Source organism: Pseudomonas shahriarae, assembly GCF_014268455.2.
GTDB classification, from domain to species: Bacteria; Pseudomonadota; Gammaproteobacteria; order Pseudomonadales; family Pseudomonadaceae; genus Aquipseudomonas; species Aquipseudomonas shahriarae.
This window is the reverse complement of record NZ_CP077085.1, coordinates 5227217-5244061: the sequence shown is the minus strand read 5'-3', so window position 1 is coordinate 5244061 and position 16845 is coordinate 5227217. Positions and strand designations below refer to the sequence as shown.

Below are 16845 nucleotides of genomic sequence, written 5' to 3'. Positions count from 1 at the left end.
GAGGGCTCTATAAGTAGGCGGCGTGGGCCGCTTCAAGGCTGCCCTGGGCTCGCAGGATCAGTTCGCAGAACTCGCGGGCGGCGCCTTCGCCGCCACGGGCCTGGGTAATGCCGTGGGCGTGTTCGCGAACAAACGACGCGGCATTGGCTACAGCCATGCCCAGGCCGACGCGGCGAATCACCGGCAAGTCAGGCAAATCATCGCCCAGATAGGCGACCTGCTCATAGCTTAGGTTGAGTTTGCCAAGAAGCTCGTCCAGAACCACGAGTTTATCCTCACGGCCCTGGTAGAGGTAAGGAATCCCCAGGTTTTGTGCGCGGCGCTCCACGACCGGGGTCTTGCGACCACTGATGATCGCGGTTTGTACGCCAGAGGCCATCAGCATCTTGATGCCCTGGCCGTCCAGGGTATTGAACGTCTTGAATTCGCTGCCGTCTTCGAGGAAGTACAGGCGACCGTCGGTCAGCACGCCATCCACGTCGAAAATCGCCAGTTTGATGGCCTTGCCCCGTTGCAACAGGTCGGTGTTCATTTACATCACTCCCGCGCGCAGCAAATCGTGCATGTTCAGGGCGCCAATCGGGTGATCGGCATCATCGACCACCACCAGGGCGCCGATCTTGTGGTCTTCCATAATCTTCAGGGCTTCAGCCGCGAGCATTTCGGCGCGGGCGGTCTTGCCGTGAGGGGTCATGACTTGATCAATGGTGGCGGTATGGATATCAATGGTGCGGTCCAGGGTGCGACGCAGGTCACCGTCGGTGAAGACCCCGGCCAGGCGCCCGTCGGCCTCGAGGATCACGGTCATGCCCAGGCCCTTGCGGGTCATTTCCATCAAGGCATCCTTGAGCAGGGTGCCACGTTGTACCTGTGGCAGCTCGTCACCCGCATGCATCACGTTTTCCACTTTCAGCAGCAGGCGACGGCCGAGGGCGCCACCGGGGTGGGAAAAGGCGAAGTCTTCGGCGGTAAAACCACGGGCTTCCAGCAGGGCCACGGCCAGCGCGTCGCCCATGACCAGGGCGGCGGTGGTGGAGGAGGTGGGCGCCAGGTTAAGCGGGCAGGCCTCATGGGCTACATGTACATTCAGGTTCACTTCGGCGGCCTTGGCCAGCGTCGAGTCCGGGTTGCCGGTCATGCTGATCAGCTTGATGCCCAGGCGCTTGATCAGGGGCAGCAGGGTCACGATTTCGTTGGTGGTGCCTGAGTTGGACAGGGCGAGGATCACGTCATCGCGGGTGATCATGCCCATGTCACCATGGCTGGCTTCGGCCGGGTGCACGAAAAATGCCGTGGTGCCGGTACTGGCCAGGGTGGCGGCAATCTTGTTGCCGACATGGCCTGACTTGCCCATGCCGACCACGACAACCCGGCCTTTACTGGCCAGGATCATCTCGCAGGCGCGTACGAAATCTGCGTCGATATGGGCCAGCAAGCCTTCTACGGCTTCAAGCTCGAGGCGGATGGTGCGTTGTGCGGATTGAATAAGGTCGCTGGATTGGCTCATGTCTGAAATCGTATAGCCTGACGAAAAGTCGGCGATTATAGCGGTAATGATCAATTCCCTCACGCAAGTTCGTCAGGCGTTGTTCTACTTAAGAGTGAGATCGCTCTCAAATGCGCAATTACCTGTCCTCTTTCTGAACAAGCACAGCTCCGGCCTTGGGCGCTTTATGTCAGCAGTGATATAGTTCGCCGCCAGTTCGGTCCGCGCAGCGCACATGTGTCTAACTGTCGCAAGCAGTTGTCCCAAGCATGGTGTCTGAGTGAGAAGCTGCATCCCAAGGAGTTTAGATGAGTGCCGATAACGCCTACGCGGTCGAGCTGAAGGGTCTTTCCTTCAAGCGCGGTACGCGCAGCATCTTCAATAATGTCGATATTCGCATTCCCCGCGGCAAGGTGACGGGCATCATGGGCCCTTCCGGCTGCGGCAAGACGACCCTGCTGCGCCTGATGGGCATGCAACTGCGGCCTACCGCCGGGGAAGTCTGGGTCAATGGCCAGAACCTGCCGACCCTGTCGCGCAGCGATCTGTTCGATGCGCGCAAGCACATGGGTGTGCTGTTCCAGAGCGGTGCACTGTTCACCGACCTCGACGTTTTCGAAAACGTCGCGTTCCCGCTGCGGGTGCATACCCAACTGTCGGAAGAAATGATCCGTGACATTGTGTTGTTGAAGCTGCAGGCCGTAGGGCTTCGCGGTGCCATCGACCTGATGCCGGATGAGCTTTCTGGTGGTATGAAGCGGCGCGTGGCTCTGGCGCGGGCGATTGCCCTCGACCCGCAGATTCTCATGTATGACGAGCCGTTCGTCGGCCAGGACCCTATCGCCATGGGCGTATTGGTGCGCCTGATCCGCCTGCTCAATGACGCGCTGGGTATCACCAGCATCGTGGTGTCCCATGACTTGGCCGAAACCGCGAGCATTGCCGACTACCTCTATGTCGTCGGCGATGGCCAGGTATTGGGGCAGGGCACGCCTGAAGAACTGATGAACGCCGATAACCCGCGTATTCGCCAATTCATGACCGGCGACCCTGATGGCCCGGTGCCTTTTCATTTTCCGGCAGCGGATTACCGCGCAGATCTTCTGGGGAAGCGCTGATGCGCAAGACATCTTTAATCGAGAAGGTGCGCCTTTTCGGTCGTTCCGGCATCGACATTGTCGAAGTGCTCGGGCGTTCGACGATTTTCCTGTTTCACGCCTTGCTGGGCCGCGGTGGTATCGGCGGTGGTTTTGGCTTGCTGCTCAAGCAACTGCACTCGGTGGGCGTGATGTCCCTGGTGATCATTGTGGTCTCCGGGGTGTTCATCGGCATGGTGCTGGCGTTGCAGGGCTTCAATATCCTGTCCAGCTACGGTTCCGAGCAGGCGGTGGGGCAGATGGTTGCACTGACGCTGCTGCGTGAGCTGGGGCCGGTGGTCACCGCCTTGCTGTTTGCCGGTCGCGCCGGCTCTGCGTTGACCGCCGAGATCGGCAACATGAAGGCCACCGAGCAACTGTCCAGCCTGGAAATGATCGGCGTGGACCCGCTCAAGTACATTGTTGCCCCGCGCCTGTGGGCCGGCTTCATCTCCCTGCCACTGCTGGCAATGATTTTCAGCGTGGTCGGGATCTGGGGCGGTTCGTGGGTGGCGGTGGACTGGCTGGGGGTCTACGACGGCTCCTACTGGGCCAACATGCAAAACAGCGTGACCTTCAGCGGTGACGTGCTCAATGGCATTATCAAGAGCATCGTCTTCGCCTTCGTCGTGACTTGGATCGCCGTATTCCAGGGCTATGACTGTGAACCCACTTCAGAAGGGATCAGTCGAGCCACTACCAAGACCGTTGTGTACGCCTCGCTGGCGGTACTGGGCCTTGACTTCATTTTGACCGCCTTGATGTTTGGAGATTTCTGATGCAAAACCGCACTGTGGAAATCGGTGTAGGCCTTTTCTTGTTGGCTGGCATCCTGGCTTTGCTGTTGCTCGCCCTGCGAGTCAGCGGCTTGTCGGCCAGTTCGGGCGCCGATACCTATAAACTTTACGCCTACTTCGACAATATCGCCGGTTTGACGGTCAGATCCAAAGTGACCATGGCCGGTGTGACCATCGGCAAGGTCACAGCAATCGATCTGGACCGCGACAGCTTCACCGGCCGCGTGACCCTGCAACTGGACAAGAAGGTAGATAACCTGCCGACTGACTCCACAGCGTCCATCCTCACGGCCGGTCTGCTGGGCGAGAAGTACATCGGTATCAGCGTGGGCGGGGAAGAAGCCTTGCTCAAGGATGGTTCGACCATTCATGACACACAGTCGTCGTTGGTATTAGAGGACCTGATCGGTAAATTCCTGCTTAATACGGTTAGTAAAGACGCCAAATGAGGAGTTTGTTCATGATCTCAACCTTGCGACGTGGCCTGTTGGTGCTGTTGGCAGCCTTGCCATTGATGGCTAACGCCGTGGCGGCACCTTCGGCGCACGACATTATTGATAGAACCACCAAAGAGCTGCTGGCTGACCTTGCCGCGAACAAGGAACAGTACAAGCAGAGCCCAAGCGCGTTCTACGATGCCCTCAACGGTATCGTGGGTCCGGTGGTCGACGCTGACGGCATCTCGCGCAGCATCATGACCGTCAAGTATTCGCGTAAAGCTACGCCTGCGCAGATGCAGCGCTTCCAGGAAAACTTCAAGCGCAGCCTGATGCAGTTCTACGGCAACGCCCTGCTGGAATACAACAATCAGGGTATCGTCGTTTCCCCGGCCAAGGATGAGTCTGGCAACCGCACCAGCGTGGATATGCAGGTCAAGGGCAACAATGGCTCGATCTATCCGGTTTCCTACACCCTTGAGAAAATCAACGGCGAATGGAAAGTGCGCAACGTGATCATCAACGGCATCAACATCGGCAAGCTGTTCCGTGATCAGTTCGCCGATGCCATGCAGCGCAATGGCAACAACCTGGACAAGACCATTGATGGCTGGGCCGGCGAAGTGGCCAAGGCCAAGGAAGTGACCGAAGAAGCTGCAGAGAAGCAGGCCCCATGACTGAGTCGGCTGTTCGTCAAGGCCAGGCCGGCGAGCTGCTCCTCAGTGGCGTGCTCGACTACAGCACCGGGCCGGCCCTGCGTAAGCAGGGCCAGGCACTGATCAATGCCAGCACTGCGCCGGCATTGGTCCTCGATTGCTCGGCGGTGGTGAAGTCCAGCAGTGTTGGCTTGTCATTGCTCTTGTGTTTCCTACGTGACGCCGCGGCGGTCAACAAACCTGTCAGTATTCGCGCATTACCCGAGGATATGCGTGAAATTGCCCAGGTTTGCGGTCTGGCCGAGCTGTTGGCGCATCCTTAATACACATTATTGAAGAAGCCCCCCGTCAGAGTCCTGCTATGCGGGGTTCGCAGGCGCGGGGCTTTTTTGTATGATGTGCGACCCGCGCGCACTTGGCGCCGATAGAGGTTGAGCATGCAGGCCCTAGAAGTTAAAAGCTTCCTTGAAGGAAAGCTGCCGAATACTGAGGTTGCAGTTGAAGGCGAAGGCTGCAATTTCCAGCTGAACGTGATTAGCGATGAACTGGCGGCATTGAGCCCGGTCAAGCGTCAGCAGCAGATCTATGCCCATTTGAACCCGTGGATCACCGATGGCAGCATCCATGCGGTCACTATGAAATTTTTCAGCCGCGCGGCCTGGGCCGAGCGCACCTGAGCCCCCAAGGCGTCGAGATTCTTATGGATAAATTGATTATTACCGGCGGTGCCCGTCTTGATGGCGAAATCCGTATCTCCGGGGCTAAAAACTCGGCCTTGCCGATCCTGGCCGCCACCTTGCTGTGCGATGGCCCGGTTACCGTAGCCAACCTGCCGCACCTGCACGACATCACCACCATGATCGAGCTGTTCGGTCGCATGGGCATTGAGCCGGTGATCGACGAGAAGCTGTCGGTCGAAATCGACCCGCGCACCATCAAGACCCTGATCGCACCGTACGAACTGGTGAAAACCATGCGTGCCTCGATCCTGGTACTGGGTCCGATGGTTGCCCGTTTCGGCGAAGCCGAAGTGGCACTGCCTGGCGGTTGCGCCATTGGTTCGCGTCCGGTGGACCTGCACATCCGTGGTCTTGAAGCCATGGGTGCGACCATCGACGTCGAAGGTGGCTACATCAAGGCCAAGGCGCCGGAAGGCGGCCTGCGTGGTGCAAACTTCTTCTTTGATACCGTCAGCGTGACCGGTACCGAGAACATCATGATGGCCGCTGCCCTGGCCAATGGCCGCAGCGTCCTGCAAAACGCCGCGCGCGAGCCGGAAGTGGTCGACCTGGCCAACTTCCTGATCGCCATGGGTGCCAACATCACTGGCGCCGGCACCGACACCATCACCATCGACGGTGTGAAACGCCTGCACTCGGCCACCTACAAAGTGATGCCGGACCGTATCGAGACCGGTACCTACCTGGTTGCGGCTGCCGTGACCGGTGGTCGCGTCAAGGTCAAGGACACCGATCCGACCATCCTTGAAGCGGTCCTGGAAAAGCTGCGCGAAGCCGGTGCCGAAATCACCACCGGCGAAGACTGGATCGAGCTGGACATGCACGGCAAGCGGCCAAAAGCCGTCAACGTGCGTACCGCTCCGTACCCGGCGTTCCCGACCGACATGCAGGCGCAGTTCATTTCCCTGAACGCGATTGCCGAAGGCACTGGTGCGGTCATCGAGACCATCTTCGAAAACCGCTTCATGCACGTGTACGAACTGCACCGCATGGGCGCCAAGATCCAGGTCGAAGGCAACACTGCCATCGTCACCGGTATCGAGCAGCTCAAGGGCGCGCCAGTGATGGCCACCGACCTGCGGGCTTCGGCCAGCCTGGTGATTTCGGCGTTGTGCGCTGACGGTGACACCCTGATCGATCGCATCTACCACATAGATCGTGGCTACGAGTGCATCGAAGAAAAACTGCAGATGCTTGGCGCGAAAATCCGCCGCGTACCGGGCTAACCCCCACTGCTCGGGCGCAGGGAAGCGCCCGCCCGAGGTGTGCACAGGCACGCCTCGGCTGAATTTGTTTCAAATCGAGGCTGTAATGGCCTCGATCTGTGTCTGGCGCCATTTGCGACCGGACAGCAATAGCCTGATGAAGGATTGACGTTTCCCATGTTGACCATCGCACTGTCCAAGGGCCGCATCCTTGACGATACTTTGCCGCTTCTGGCTGAAGCGGGCATCGTGCCGACCGAGAATCCGGACAAGAGCCGCAAGCTGATCATCCCCACGACCCAGGACGACGTTCGCCTGTTGATCGTGCGTGCTACCGACGTGCCGACCTACGTTGAACATGGCGCCGCCGACCTCGGTGTCGCCGGTAAAGACGTGCTGATGGAATACGGCGGCCAGGGCCTGTACGAGCCGCTGGACCTGCGTATCGCCCTGTGCAAGCTGATGACCGCCGGCCGTGTCGGTGACGTCGAGCCAAAAGGCCGCCTGCGGGTGGCCACCAAGTTCGTCAACGTCGCCAAGCGTTATTACGCCGAGCAAGGCCGTCAGGTCGATATCATCAAGCTCTACGGCTCGATGGAGCTGGCGCCGCTGATCGGCCTGGCCGACAAGATCATCGACGTGGTCGACACCGGCAACACCCTGCGCGCCAATGGCCTGGAACCCCAGGACTTTATCGCTGACATCAGCTCTCGCCTGATCGTCAACAAAGCTTCGATGAAAATGCAACACGCCCGGATCCAGGCGTTGATCGACACCCTGCGCAAGGCAGTGGAGTCTCGACACCGCGGTTGACTCACCTGCGCGGCCCTAGGTCGCGCCCGTCTATCCGCCTCATAGCCAGAATTCTCAGGTGCCCAAGCGGAAACGACTGCTAGTTTAGGGCGCCTGAGTTTTTGCCAATTCTATTGAGGCCCTCGCTATGACCACGTCCACTGCAATTGCCCGACTCAACGCTGCCGACCCGGATTTCGCCCATCATCTGGATCATCTGCTGAGCTGGGAAAGTGTGTCCGACGATTCGGTCAACCAGCGGGTGCTCGACATCATCAAGGCCGTGCGCGAGCGCGGCGATGCGGCGCTGGTGGACTTTACCCGCCAGTTCGACGGCCTGGACGTCAAGTCCATGGCCGATCTGATCCTGCCCCGCGAACGCCTGGAACTGGCCCTGACGCGCATCACCGCGCCGCAGCGCGAAGCCCTGGAAGTCGCAGCGGCGCGGGTGCGCAGCTACCACGAAAAACAGAAACAGGACTCCTGGAGCTACACCGAAGCCGATGGCACGGTGCTGGGCCAGAAAGTCACACCGCTGGACCGCGCCGGCCTGTACGTGCCGGGCGGCAAGGCTTCATACCCGTCGTCGGTGCTGATGAATGCCATTCCCGCCAAAGTGGCGGGTGTGACCGAGGTGGTCATGGTGGTCCCGACCCCGCGCGGTGAAATCAACGAACTGGTGCTGGCCGCTGCCTGCATCGCCGGCGTTGACCGAGTGTTCACCATCGGGGGGGCCCAGGCCGTCGCCGCGTTGGCCTATGGCACCGAAAGCGTGCCGAAAGTCGACAAGGTGGTCGGCCCCGGCAACATCTACGTTGCCACTGCCAAGCGCCATGTGTTTGGCCAGGTCGGTATCGACATGATCGCTGGCCCCTCGGAAATCCTCGTGGTGTGCGACGGCCAGACCGATCCGGACTGGATTGCCATGGACCTGTTCTCCCAGGCCGAGCACGACGAAGACGCCCAGGCGATCCTGGTCAGCCCCGACGCCGAGTTCCTCGACAAGGTGGCGGCGAGCATCAATAAGCTGCTGCCGACCATGGAGCGTGCCGAGATTATCGAGAAGTCGATCAATGGCCGGGGTGCGTTGATCCTGGTGCGTGACATGGAGCAGGCCATCGAAGTGGCCAACCGCATCGCCCCCGAGCATTTGGAACTGTCGGTGGCCGACCCACAGGCCTGGCTGCCGTCGATTCGTCACGCCGGTGCGATCTTCATGGGCCGCCACACCAGCGAAGCCCTGGGCGACTACTGCGCGGGCCCCAACCACGTGTTGCCGACCTCCGGTACAGCGCGATTCTCGTCGCCGCTGGGGGTGTATGACTTCCAGAAGCGCTCGTCGATCATCTTTTGCTCGCCACAAGGTGCTTCCGAGCTGGGCAAGACCGCCTCGGTGCTGGCCCGTGGTGAATCGTTGAGCGCGCACGCCCGCAGCGCCGAATACCGCATCGTCAAGGGAGAGTAAGACATGAGCAAATTCTGGAGCCCTTTCGTCAAGGACCTCGTGCCTTACGTGCCCGGCGAGCAGCCGAAGCTGACCAAGCTGGTCAAGCTCAACACCAATGAAAACCCCTACGGCCCGTCGCCCAAGGCGCTGGCAGCGATGCAGGCCGAGTTGAACGACAACCTGCGTTTGTACCCCGACCCCAACAGCGACCTGCTCAAGCAGGCCGTGGCCAAGTACTACGGGGTGGATGGGAGCAAGGTATTCCTCGGTAACGGTTCCGACGAAGTCCTGGCGCATATCTTCCACGGTCTGTTCCAGCACGACCTGCCACTGCTGTTCCCGGATATCAGCTACAGCTTCTACCCGGTGTACTGCGGGCTGTATGGCATCACCTCGGCCCCGGTGCCGCTGGATGAGCAGTTCCAGATCCGCGTGGCGGACTACGCCAAGCCTAATGGCGGGATCATCTTCCCCAACCCGAACGCGCCGACCGGCTGCGTGATGGCGCTGGACGCGGTGGAGCAGCTCCTCAAGGCCAGCCCGGATTCGGTGGTGGTGGTCGATGAAGCCTATATCGACTTCGGCGGCGAAACCGCCATCAGCCTGGTGGACCGCTACCCCAACCTGCTGGTGACCCAGACCCTCTCCAAATCGCGCTCACTGGCCGGTTTGCGGGTAGGCCTGGCGGTGGGCCACCCGGACCTGATCGAGGCGCTGGAGCGGGTCAAGAACAGCTTCAACTCCTATCCACTGGATCGCCTGGCGATTGTCGGCGCGGCGGCGGCCTTCGAAGACCGTGAATACTTCGAGAAGACCTGTCAACTGGTGATCGATAGCCGCGAGACGCTTGTGGCGCAGTTGCGAGAGAAGGGCTTTGAGGTGTTGCCGTCAGCGGCCAACTTCATCTTTGCCCGCCACCCACGGCACGACGCGGCCGGCCTGGCGGCCAAGTTGCGGGAGCAAGGGGTGATCGTGCGGCACTTCAAGCAGGAGCGGATTGCCCAGTTCCTGCGAATCAGCATCGGGACGCCTGAGCAGAACCAGGCGTTGATTGATGGTTTGGGTGATCTTTAAGGCTTGAATCTATATGGGCTGGACGGGCCTCATCGCGGGCAAGCCCGGCTCCCACATGGAAATGCATTCCAATGTGGGAGCCGGGCTTGCCCGCGATGAGGCCATCAGCAACACCGACACTCCGTAGCCTTTAGAGCAACGGCTCGTCCGGCTTCTTGTGCTTCCAGCCATCATTGCCCGGCAGCAGCAGGTTCAAACCAATCGCTACCACGGCGCACAGGGCGATGCCCTTCAGGCCGAAATCATCGGGACCGGTACCGGTGCCGATCAGCACACCGCCAATCCCGAACACCAGGGTCACCGACACAATCACCAGATTGCGCGCCTCCCCCAGGTCGATCTTGTGACGGATCAGGGTGTTCATCCCCACCGCGGCAATCGAGCCGAACAACAGGCACAGAATCCCGCCCATCACCGGCACCGGAATGCTCTGCAGCAGCGCGCCGAACTTACCGACAAAGGCCAGGGTGATGGCAAATACCGCCGCCCAGGTCATGATCTTCGGGTTGTAGTTCTTGGTCAGCATCACCGCGCCGGTCACTTCGGCGTAAGTGGTGTTGGGCGGGCCGCCGAACAGGCCAGCCGTGGTGGTGGCGATACCGTCGCCCAACAGCGTGCGATGCAGGCCGGGCTTTTTCAGGTAGTCACGACCGGTCACGCTACCCACGGCAATCACGCCGCCGATGTGTTCAATGGCCGGCGCCAGGGCCACCGGGACGATGAACAGAATCGCCTGCCAGTTGAATTCTGGCGCGGTGAAGTGGGGCAGGGCAAACCACGGTGCGGCGGCGATCTTTGCGGTGTCGACCACGCCGAAGTAGAACGACATGCCAAAACCCACCAGCACCCCGGCAATGATCGGCACCAGGCGGAAAATGCCCTTGCCGAACACGGCCACGATCAGCGTGGTCAGCAGCGCCGGCATCGAGATCAGCATTGCCGTCTGGTAAGGGATCAACTCGGCACCGTCACCCGACTTGCCCATTGCCATGTTCGCGGCAATCGGCGCCATGGCCAGGCCGATGGAGATGATCACCGGCCCGATCACCACGGGCGGCAGCAGCCGGTCGATAAAACCGGTGCCCTTGATCTTCACGGCGAGGCCGAGGAAGGTGTAGACGAAACCCGCCGCCATCACCCCGCCCATGGTCGCCGCGAGGCCGAACTGGCCCTTGGCGAGAATGATTGGGGTGATAAACGCAAAGCTCGATGCCAGGAACACCGGCACTTGGCGCCCGGTGACAATCTGGAACAACAACGTGCCAAGGCCTGCGGTAAACAGTGCAACGTTTGGATCAAGACCTGTGATCAGCGGCATCAACACCAGCGCGCCAAATGCTACGAAGAGCATTTGTGCGCCAGACAGGATCTGGCGCCAAAGCGGGTCGTTGAATTCATCCTGCATGTTCACGCGTCCTTCTGCTTGGTGCCGAAGATCTTGTCGCCAGCATCGCCCAGGCCCGGAATGATGTAGCCGTGCTCGTTCAGGCGCTCATCAATGGACGCGGTGTAAATCACTACATCCGGGTGAGCTTTTTCTACGGCGGCGATACCTTCGGGTGCCGCTACCAGCACCATGGCGCGGATATCCTTGCAACCGGCTTTCTTCAGCAGGTCGATGGTAGCGACCATGGAGCTACCGGTGGCCAGCATCGGGTCGATGATCATCGCCAGGCGCTCGTCGATCTCGGGGACGAGTTTTTCCAGGTAGGTGTGGGCCTGCAGGGTTTCTTCGTTGCGGGCTACGCCCACAGCGCTGACCTTGGCGCCCGGGATCAGGCTCAGCACGCCTTCAAGCATGCCGATACCGGCGCGCAGGATCGGCACCACGGTAATTTTCTTGCCAGCGATTTTCTCGACCTGGACGGGACCGCACCAACCGGGGATCTCGTAGTTTTCCAGGGGTAAATCTTTGGTGGCTTCGTAGGTGAGCAACGCTCCGACTTCCTGAGCAAGCTCACGGAAGTTCTTCGTGCTAATGTCGGCGCGGCGCATAAGGCCGAGCTTGTGTCGGATCAGCGGGTGGCGGATCTCACGGATGGGCATGGGGAAAGGCTCCGGCGGCGGGCAAAAAAACCGGCCTAGATTAATCTATCCGAGGGTGTTGTCCTATAGACAACCAGTACGTTAGTCCATAAAGGCTTGAACGTTGCGTCCCAGAGGCGTACCTTCGCCCGCTTTTCTTGCCACAGTACCCCTGGAGAGCGCCATGTCCGCTGATCTCGAGCATATCCGTCAAATCATGCGCGAGGCTGACTGCCTGTACACCGAAGCACAAGTCGAAGAGGCTATCGCCAAGGTCGGCGCGCACATCACCCGTGAAATGGCTGAAACCAACCCGGTGGTGTTCTGTGTGATGAACGGTGGTCTTATTTTCGCCGGCAAATTGCTGACGCATCTGCAATTCCCGCTGGAAGCGTCCTACCTGCACGCCACGCGCTATCGTAATGAAACCAGTGGCGGCGACCTGTTCTGGAAAGCCAAGCCGGAAGTGTCGTTCATCGACCGCGACGTCTTGATCATCGACGACATCCTCGACGAAGGTCACACCCTGGGCGCGATTGTCGACTTCTGCAAACACGCCGGCGCGCGCAACGTGCACACCGCCGTGCTGATCGACAAAGACCACGACCGCAAGGCCCGCCCGGACCTGAAGGCCAATTACGTCGGCCTGCCGTGCATCGACCGCTACATCTTCGGTTACGGCATGGATTACAAAGGCTACTGGCGCAATGCCAATGGCATCTTTGCTGTGAAGGGGATGTAAGTCGTGGCGCGTTTTCTTGATCAGTCGCTGTTTGCCGAATTGGCCGAGAAAGCCGCCGCCAACCCCCGTGGCCGGCAGAACGTCAACTTCCACCAAATGGAAGAGCCGTGCCATCGCATGGCTGTCGGTTTGCAGCCACACACCTATGTGCAGCCCCATCGTCATCTCACCGCTGACAAGGCCGAGACCCTGCTGGTACTCAAGGGGCGCCTGGGTATTTTGATTTTCAGCGAGTCTGGCGCGGTTCTGGAGCGGCGCATCTTGCAGGCCGGTGGCGATTGCCAGGGCGTTGATCTGTCGCCAGGGGTTTTCCACGGTCTGGTGGTGCTTGAGCCAGATACGGTGATGTTCGAGTGCAAGGCAGGCCCTTATCGCCCGGTGGGCGAGGGCGAACTGGCGACCTGGGCACCCCGGGAAGGCGAAGCCGGCATGGCTGAGTATCATCGCTGGATGCTGGCCCAGTTCGATTGAACCTGGCAGCGGAAAAAAGGTGGGTGGGGTTTGTGTGGTAGCGGGCTCGCCCGCGATGGCGGAGTGTCAGGTTAGATATATTCGACTGACCCACCGCCATCGCGGGCAAGCCCGCTCCCACATTAGAGCTTCGTGGCTTCCGAACCTTGTGTCCCGCAGGTAGACTTCTACCCCCGTGTACATGTCTGCAGGCTGGAGTCGGCAATGCGTAAAGATAAGAAACAAGTGATTGGTGACGAGATCGGCGACGATCAGATCAAGCTGTTCCTGGATTTTGAACCGGTCGACGCCACTTCACCGTCCCTGCACAAGCTGATCAAAGCCTATCGCGGCCTGCGCATCGACGATTTCGAGCGGTTCCTGGGCTTTTTCAAGGAAGCCGGGCTGGACCTCGACGGCAAGGACGAGCATGGCCAGACCTTCGTCGATCTGATCAAGGACCAGCGCAACGCGGACGAGTACATCGAGCTGATCAAAATCGCTCGCGGCTGAATAGCCAGGACATAAAAAAACGCCCCGTTCTCAGCACGAGAGCGGGGCGATCGTTCCCACGCTCTGCGTGGGAATGCATCCGGTGACGCTACGCGTCACGACCTCAAGCGTAGCTTTCGGCCTCGCTACCTTGCTCAACCAGTTCCAGGCTGATGTTGTTCTGCACGCTGATCTTGCGATACAGCTCGGCATCGGTTTCCAGGACTTTTTCCCGGGCCGGGAAGATTTCCTGCAACTTGGCCGCCCATTCACCGGCCGCCTGGGCCGGGAAGCAGCGTTCGATCAGTTCCAGCATGATCGAAACAGTCACCGAAGCCCCTGGGGACGCACCTAGCAGCGCCGCCAGCGAACCGTCTTTGGCCGCGACCAACTCGGTACCGAATTGCAGCACGCCGCCTTTCTTCGGATCCTTCTTGATGATCTGCACCCGTTGACCAGCCACTTCCAGGCGCCAGTCCTCGGCTTTGGCTTCGGGATAGAAGCGGCGCAGGGATTCCAGGCGCTGCTCCATGGACTGCATCACTTCGCTGACCAGGTACTTGGTCAGGTCCATGTTGTCCCGGGCCACGGCCAGCATCGGGCCGATATTGCCGAGGCGAATCGACATGGGCAGGTCAAGGAACGAGCCGAACTTGAGGAACTTGGTGGTGAAGCCAGCGTATGGCCCGAACAGCAGGGATTTCTTGCCATCCACCACGCGGGTGTCCAGGTGCGGCACCGACATCGGCGGCGAACCCACGGCGGCCTGGCTGTAGACCTTGGCCTGGTGCAGCTTGACCACTTCCGGGTTGTCGCAACGCAGCCACTGGCCGCTGACCGGGAAGCCGCCGAAACCTTTGCTTTCTTCAATGCCCGAGGCTTGCAGCAGCGGCAGGGCCGCGCCGCCGGCGCCGAGGAACACGAACTTGGCGTCGACATTGCGTGTGTTGCCGCTGTTGACGTCCTTGATGCTCACGGTCCAGCCGGCGCCATTGCGCTTGAGGCCGGTAACGCGCTTGCTGTACTTGACGTGGGCATCTGCCGAGCTGCTCAGGTGCGCGAGCAATTGGTTGGTCAGGGCGCCGAAGTTGACGTCGGTACCGTTCATCACGCGGGTCGCGGCGATTTTCTCGTCGGCCGGGCGGCCCGGCATCATCAGCGGCATCCACTCGGCCATTTCTGCACGGTCTTCGGTGTAGTGCATATCCGAGAACGCGTGGTGCTGGCTGAGGGTTTCAAAGCGTTTCTTGAGGAACGACACGCCTTTTTCGCCCTGCACGAAGCTCAGGTGCGGCACGGGGCTGATAAAGGACTTTGACGAGCCAAAGGTGCCTTTTTTGGTCAGGTACGCCCAGAACTGCTTCGACACCTCGAACTGGGTGTTGATGTGCACGGCTTTCTTGATGTCGATGGAGCCATCACCCGCCTGCGGGGTGTAGTTCAGCTCGCACAGCCCGGCGTGACCGGTACCGGCATTGTTCCACGGGTTGGAACTCTCCGCGGCACCCGAATCCATCAGCTCAACGACTTCCAGCTTGAGGCCGGGGTCGAGCTCCTTGAGCAGTACGGCGAGGGTGGCACTCATGATGCCCGCACCTACCAGTACTACGTCGACTGCTTCGTTATGCGCCATTTAACGCGTCTCCAAAATCTGCAGCACCAAATTGACGGCATGGCTGCCAGGAGTGACGGGGCGGTTCACGTAATGCCCCAGGTTACCCATGGCCAGGATCGCCATGTCCGATTCTTCGCAATTTTTTTGCAACTTCAGCGGACGCTGCCGACCAGGCCTTATCTGCATATGAACGCATTTAAGGGCCCCTGTGGCAATTCGACTTATGGTCAAGTACGTCCGATCGTGCAACCAAATCCGTAGCGGACAGGCTTCAAGCTCCGGTTTTTGAGGAGTACTCGGTCCTGTGTGGTTGGGCAGTGCCAGACGTTGATGGTGCTTGTACAAACGCAAAACTATTCATTTGCTCGCCACACTCTTGTGAAGTTGTGAAAACCCGTTTTTTTCACGCTCTTTTGAAGACGTGAACCTCAAAAAAGGGCTGCCCCAGCCTGGCACCTGGCCCGAAATCACTGCCGACACGCGGCATAACGGGCAAACAACTCAAGTGGCCGAGCGCAATGGCAGCTCTGGCAGATTCGGTAAAGGCGCAGGTTTGCAGACAAAACAGCCAGCTCGCCAGCTTCACTCGATCTGTGTGGGCGGCTCTCTGTGGGCGGTGCGGGGGAGCTAATACCGGAGCATTAGCGATGCTGCGAGGCCCGATCAGGAGACGTCCTTATAATCGGGGGGAGATTGTAGCGAAGAACTGCAGGGAAATGGACGTGTTTTATGACTTTTATTAGCGCTTCGGTCAGGCGGTCAACGGCAGGCGGTGTGATGACCGTGCGCGGCGCGGGCTGATGCGGGCGCGGGCGGGCAGTGGCTGGTGCATCCAGCTCAAGCGGATCTCCTCGACTTCGACCCAGCCTCCACCCACCGGTGGCTGGCTGCAGTGCTTGAATGCCTGGCAACGACCTTGCGCGTCGAGCAGGGCAAAGTGTCGAAAGGCGGGCTTGCGTGCGAATAAGCGCCAGAGAAAGTCGAACATGGTGGGCCTCCTGATAATGGGGCCAAGCATGCCAGCCCAGCATGACATATCGGTGACACTGAACCGCAGCCGGCGGGCCTGTGTCTGAGGTTGTAACTGACGCTAGTTCCCGGCAGCGGCGCACCGCTATACTGCTCGGCTGTCGGTACCTGATTTCTGGAGAGAAAAGCATGTTGCAACGCCTGTTGTTCGGTTTGATCACTGTGACCAGCTTGACCCTGGTTGGCTGCGCCCACAGCCCGCAGCAACTCAGCCCGCAACCCAAGCTCACCACCCAGCTGGCGCCTGTAGGCCATGGCCAGCCGGTCTCGGTGCGGGTGGTTGACGGTCGTCCGTCGCCGACCCTGGGCACCCGCGGTGGCCTGTACCCGGAAACCAGCGCCATCACGGTGACCGGCGCCGACGTGCTGCCCAAGCTGCAAGCCCAGGCCGAAGCGGCTGTGCGCCTGCTGGGCTTCACCCCGACCAGCAACTCGCCTGGCGCGCCGCAACTGACCGTGACCCTGGCAGAGCTGAAGTATCAGTCGCCCAAGGAAGGCCTGTACGTGACCGAAGCCACCATCGGTGCGACCTTCCGCTCTGATGTGTCGGCCGGCAACCGTCGCTACAGCGGCCGTTACGGTGCGTCCCTGGACCAGCGCTTCGGCATGGCGCCGAACCAGGAAACCAACACCAAGCTGGTCAGCGACGTGTTGAGTGACGCCCTGACGCGTCTGTTCAAGGATCCAAGCATCGGCCAGATCCTCAGCTCGCAATAATCAGC

Annotated in this window: 20 protein-coding genes; 14 read left to right on the top strand and 6 right to left on the bottom strand. The window is 60.2% G+C overall.

The window, feature by feature from the left end:
* Positions 1-7 precede the first annotated feature (7 nt).
* Both HU773_RS23400 and HU773_RS23395 read right to left on the bottom strand, forming a co-directional pair.
* Complete coding sequence (locus HU773_RS23400) at positions 8-532, bottom strand: KdsC family phosphatase (protein WP_029291786.1); 525 nt, start codon at positions 530-532, stop codon at positions 8-10.
* Positions 533-1507: a KpsF/GutQ family sugar-phosphate isomerase gene (locus HU773_RS23395; protein ID WP_115128986.1), complete on the bottom strand. Its 975-nt coding sequence runs from the start codon at positions 1505-1507 to the stop codon at positions 533-535.
* A 287-nt stretch (positions 1508-1794) separates the two neighbouring features.
* On the opposite strand from HU773_RS23395, the gene HU773_RS23390 reads away from it, so the two are divergent.
* The 10 genes from HU773_RS23390 to hisC all read left to right on the top strand — a co-directional run bounded on the left by HU773_RS23390 (position 1795) and on the right by hisC (position 9770).
* Positions 1795-2604: an ATP-binding cassette domain-containing protein gene (locus tag HU773_RS23390; protein WP_038443322.1), complete on the top strand. Its 810-nt coding sequence runs from the start codon at positions 1795-1797 to the stop codon at positions 2602-2604.
* Complete coding sequence (gene mlaE / locus HU773_RS23385; protein WP_029291779.1) at positions 2604-3401, top strand: lipid asymmetry maintenance ABC transporter permease subunit MlaE; 798 nt, start codon at positions 2604-2606, stop codon at positions 3399-3401. The genes HU773_RS23390 and mlaE overlap by 1 nt, the downstream gene beginning before the upstream one ends.
* Entirely contained in the window at positions 3401-3868 is a 468-nt protein-coding gene (gene mlaD / locus HU773_RS23380) for an outer membrane lipid asymmetry maintenance protein MlaD (RefSeq protein ID WP_057438115.1), read from the top strand. The genes mlaE and mlaD overlap by 1 nt, the downstream gene beginning before the upstream one ends.
* 11 nt (positions 3869-3879) lie before the next feature.
* Positions 3880-4533, top strand: coding sequence for an MlaC/ttg2D family ABC transporter substrate-binding protein (locus tag HU773_RS23375; RefSeq protein WP_057438117.1), 654 nt, complete (start codon positions 3880-3882; stop codon positions 4531-4533).
* Complete coding sequence (locus tag HU773_RS23370) at positions 4530-4835, top strand: STAS domain-containing protein (protein WP_057958465.1); 306 nt, start codon at positions 4530-4532, stop codon at positions 4833-4835. Before HU773_RS23375 ends, HU773_RS23370 begins: the two co-directional genes overlap by 4 nt.
* Before the next feature lie 114 nt (positions 4836-4949).
* Positions 4950-5189 (top strand): BolA family protein, encoded by a 240-nt coding sequence (locus tag HU773_RS23365; protein WP_010567702.1) that lies wholly within the window; start codon positions 4950-4952, stop codon positions 5187-5189.
* 23 nt (positions 5190-5212) lie between these two features.
* Complete coding sequence (gene murA, locus HU773_RS23360) at positions 5213-6478, top strand: UDP-N-acetylglucosamine 1-carboxyvinyltransferase (RefSeq protein ID WP_057438121.1); 1266 nt, start codon at positions 5213-5215, stop codon at positions 6476-6478.
* Between the two features lie 156 nt (positions 6479-6634).
* The gene (gene hisG, locus HU773_RS23355; RefSeq protein WP_003188599.1) at positions 6635-7270 is read left to right on the top strand and encodes an ATP phosphoribosyltransferase; all 636 of its coding nucleotides are present in this window, start codon (positions 6635-6637) and stop codon (positions 7268-7270) included.
* A 127-nt stretch (positions 7271-7397) separates the two neighbouring features.
* Positions 7398-8714 (top strand): histidinol dehydrogenase, encoded by a 1317-nt coding sequence (gene hisD / locus HU773_RS23350; protein WP_003188601.1) that lies wholly within the window; start codon positions 7398-7400, stop codon positions 8712-8714.
* Positions 8715-8717: 3 nt separating this feature from the next.
* Positions 8718-9770: a histidinol-phosphate transaminase gene (gene hisC / locus HU773_RS23345; RefSeq protein WP_057438123.1), complete on the top strand. Its 1053-nt coding sequence runs from the start codon at positions 8718-8720 to the stop codon at positions 9768-9770.
* 130 nt (positions 9771-9900) lie between these two features.
* On the opposite strand, the gene HU773_RS23340 is transcribed toward hisC, so the two are convergent.
* Entirely contained in the window at positions 9901-11175 is a 1275-nt protein-coding gene (locus tag HU773_RS23340; protein ID WP_057958466.1) for a uracil-xanthine permease family protein, read from the bottom strand.
* A 2-nt stretch (positions 11176-11177) separates the two neighbouring features.
* A complete protein-coding gene (gene upp, locus HU773_RS23335; RefSeq protein ID WP_029291751.1) occupies positions 11178-11816 on the bottom strand; it encodes a uracil phosphoribosyltransferase in 639 nt (212 codons plus the stop codon).
* Positions 11817-11979: 163 nt separating this feature from the next.
* On the opposite strand from upp, the gene HU773_RS23330 reads away from it, so the two are divergent.
* From HU773_RS23330 to HU773_RS23320, 3 genes are all read left to right on the top strand, one after another.
* Positions 11980-12537 carry a hypoxanthine-guanine phosphoribosyltransferase gene (locus HU773_RS23330; protein ID WP_057438125.1) on the top strand — a complete coding sequence of 186 codons (558 nt, stop codon included), beginning with the start codon at positions 11980-11982 and terminating at the stop codon, positions 12535-12537.
* Between the two features lie 3 nt (positions 12538-12540).
* The gene (locus tag HU773_RS23325) at positions 12541-13008 is read left to right on the top strand and encodes a WbuC family cupin fold metalloprotein (protein WP_057438127.1); all 468 of its coding nucleotides are present in this window, start codon (positions 12541-12543) and stop codon (positions 13006-13008) included.
* Positions 13009-13212: 204 nt separating this feature from the next.
* Positions 13213-13500 (top strand): PA4642 family protein, encoded by a 288-nt coding sequence (locus tag HU773_RS23320; protein ID WP_038443313.1) that lies wholly within the window; start codon positions 13213-13215, stop codon positions 13498-13500.
* Between the two features lie 103 nt (positions 13501-13603).
* On the opposite strand, the gene mqo is transcribed toward HU773_RS23320, so the two are convergent.
* Positions 13604-15112, bottom strand: a complete 1509-nt coding sequence (gene mqo / locus HU773_RS23315; RefSeq protein WP_057958467.1) for a malate dehydrogenase (quinone) — start codon at positions 15110-15112, stop codon at positions 13604-13606.
* Between the two features lie 733 nt (positions 15113-15845).
* On the bottom strand, positions 15846-16082 hold the full coding sequence (locus tag HU773_RS23310) for a hypothetical protein (RefSeq protein WP_057958468.1): 237 nt from the start codon (positions 16080-16082) through the stop codon (positions 15846-15848).
* Between the two features lie 170 nt (positions 16083-16252).
* Between HU773_RS23310 and HU773_RS23305 the strand changes: the two genes are divergently transcribed.
* On the top strand, positions 16253-16840 hold the full coding sequence (locus tag HU773_RS23305) for a YajG family lipoprotein (RefSeq protein ID WP_029291738.1): 588 nt from the start codon (positions 16253-16255) through the stop codon (positions 16838-16840).
* Positions 16841-16845: the final 5 nt, after the last annotated feature.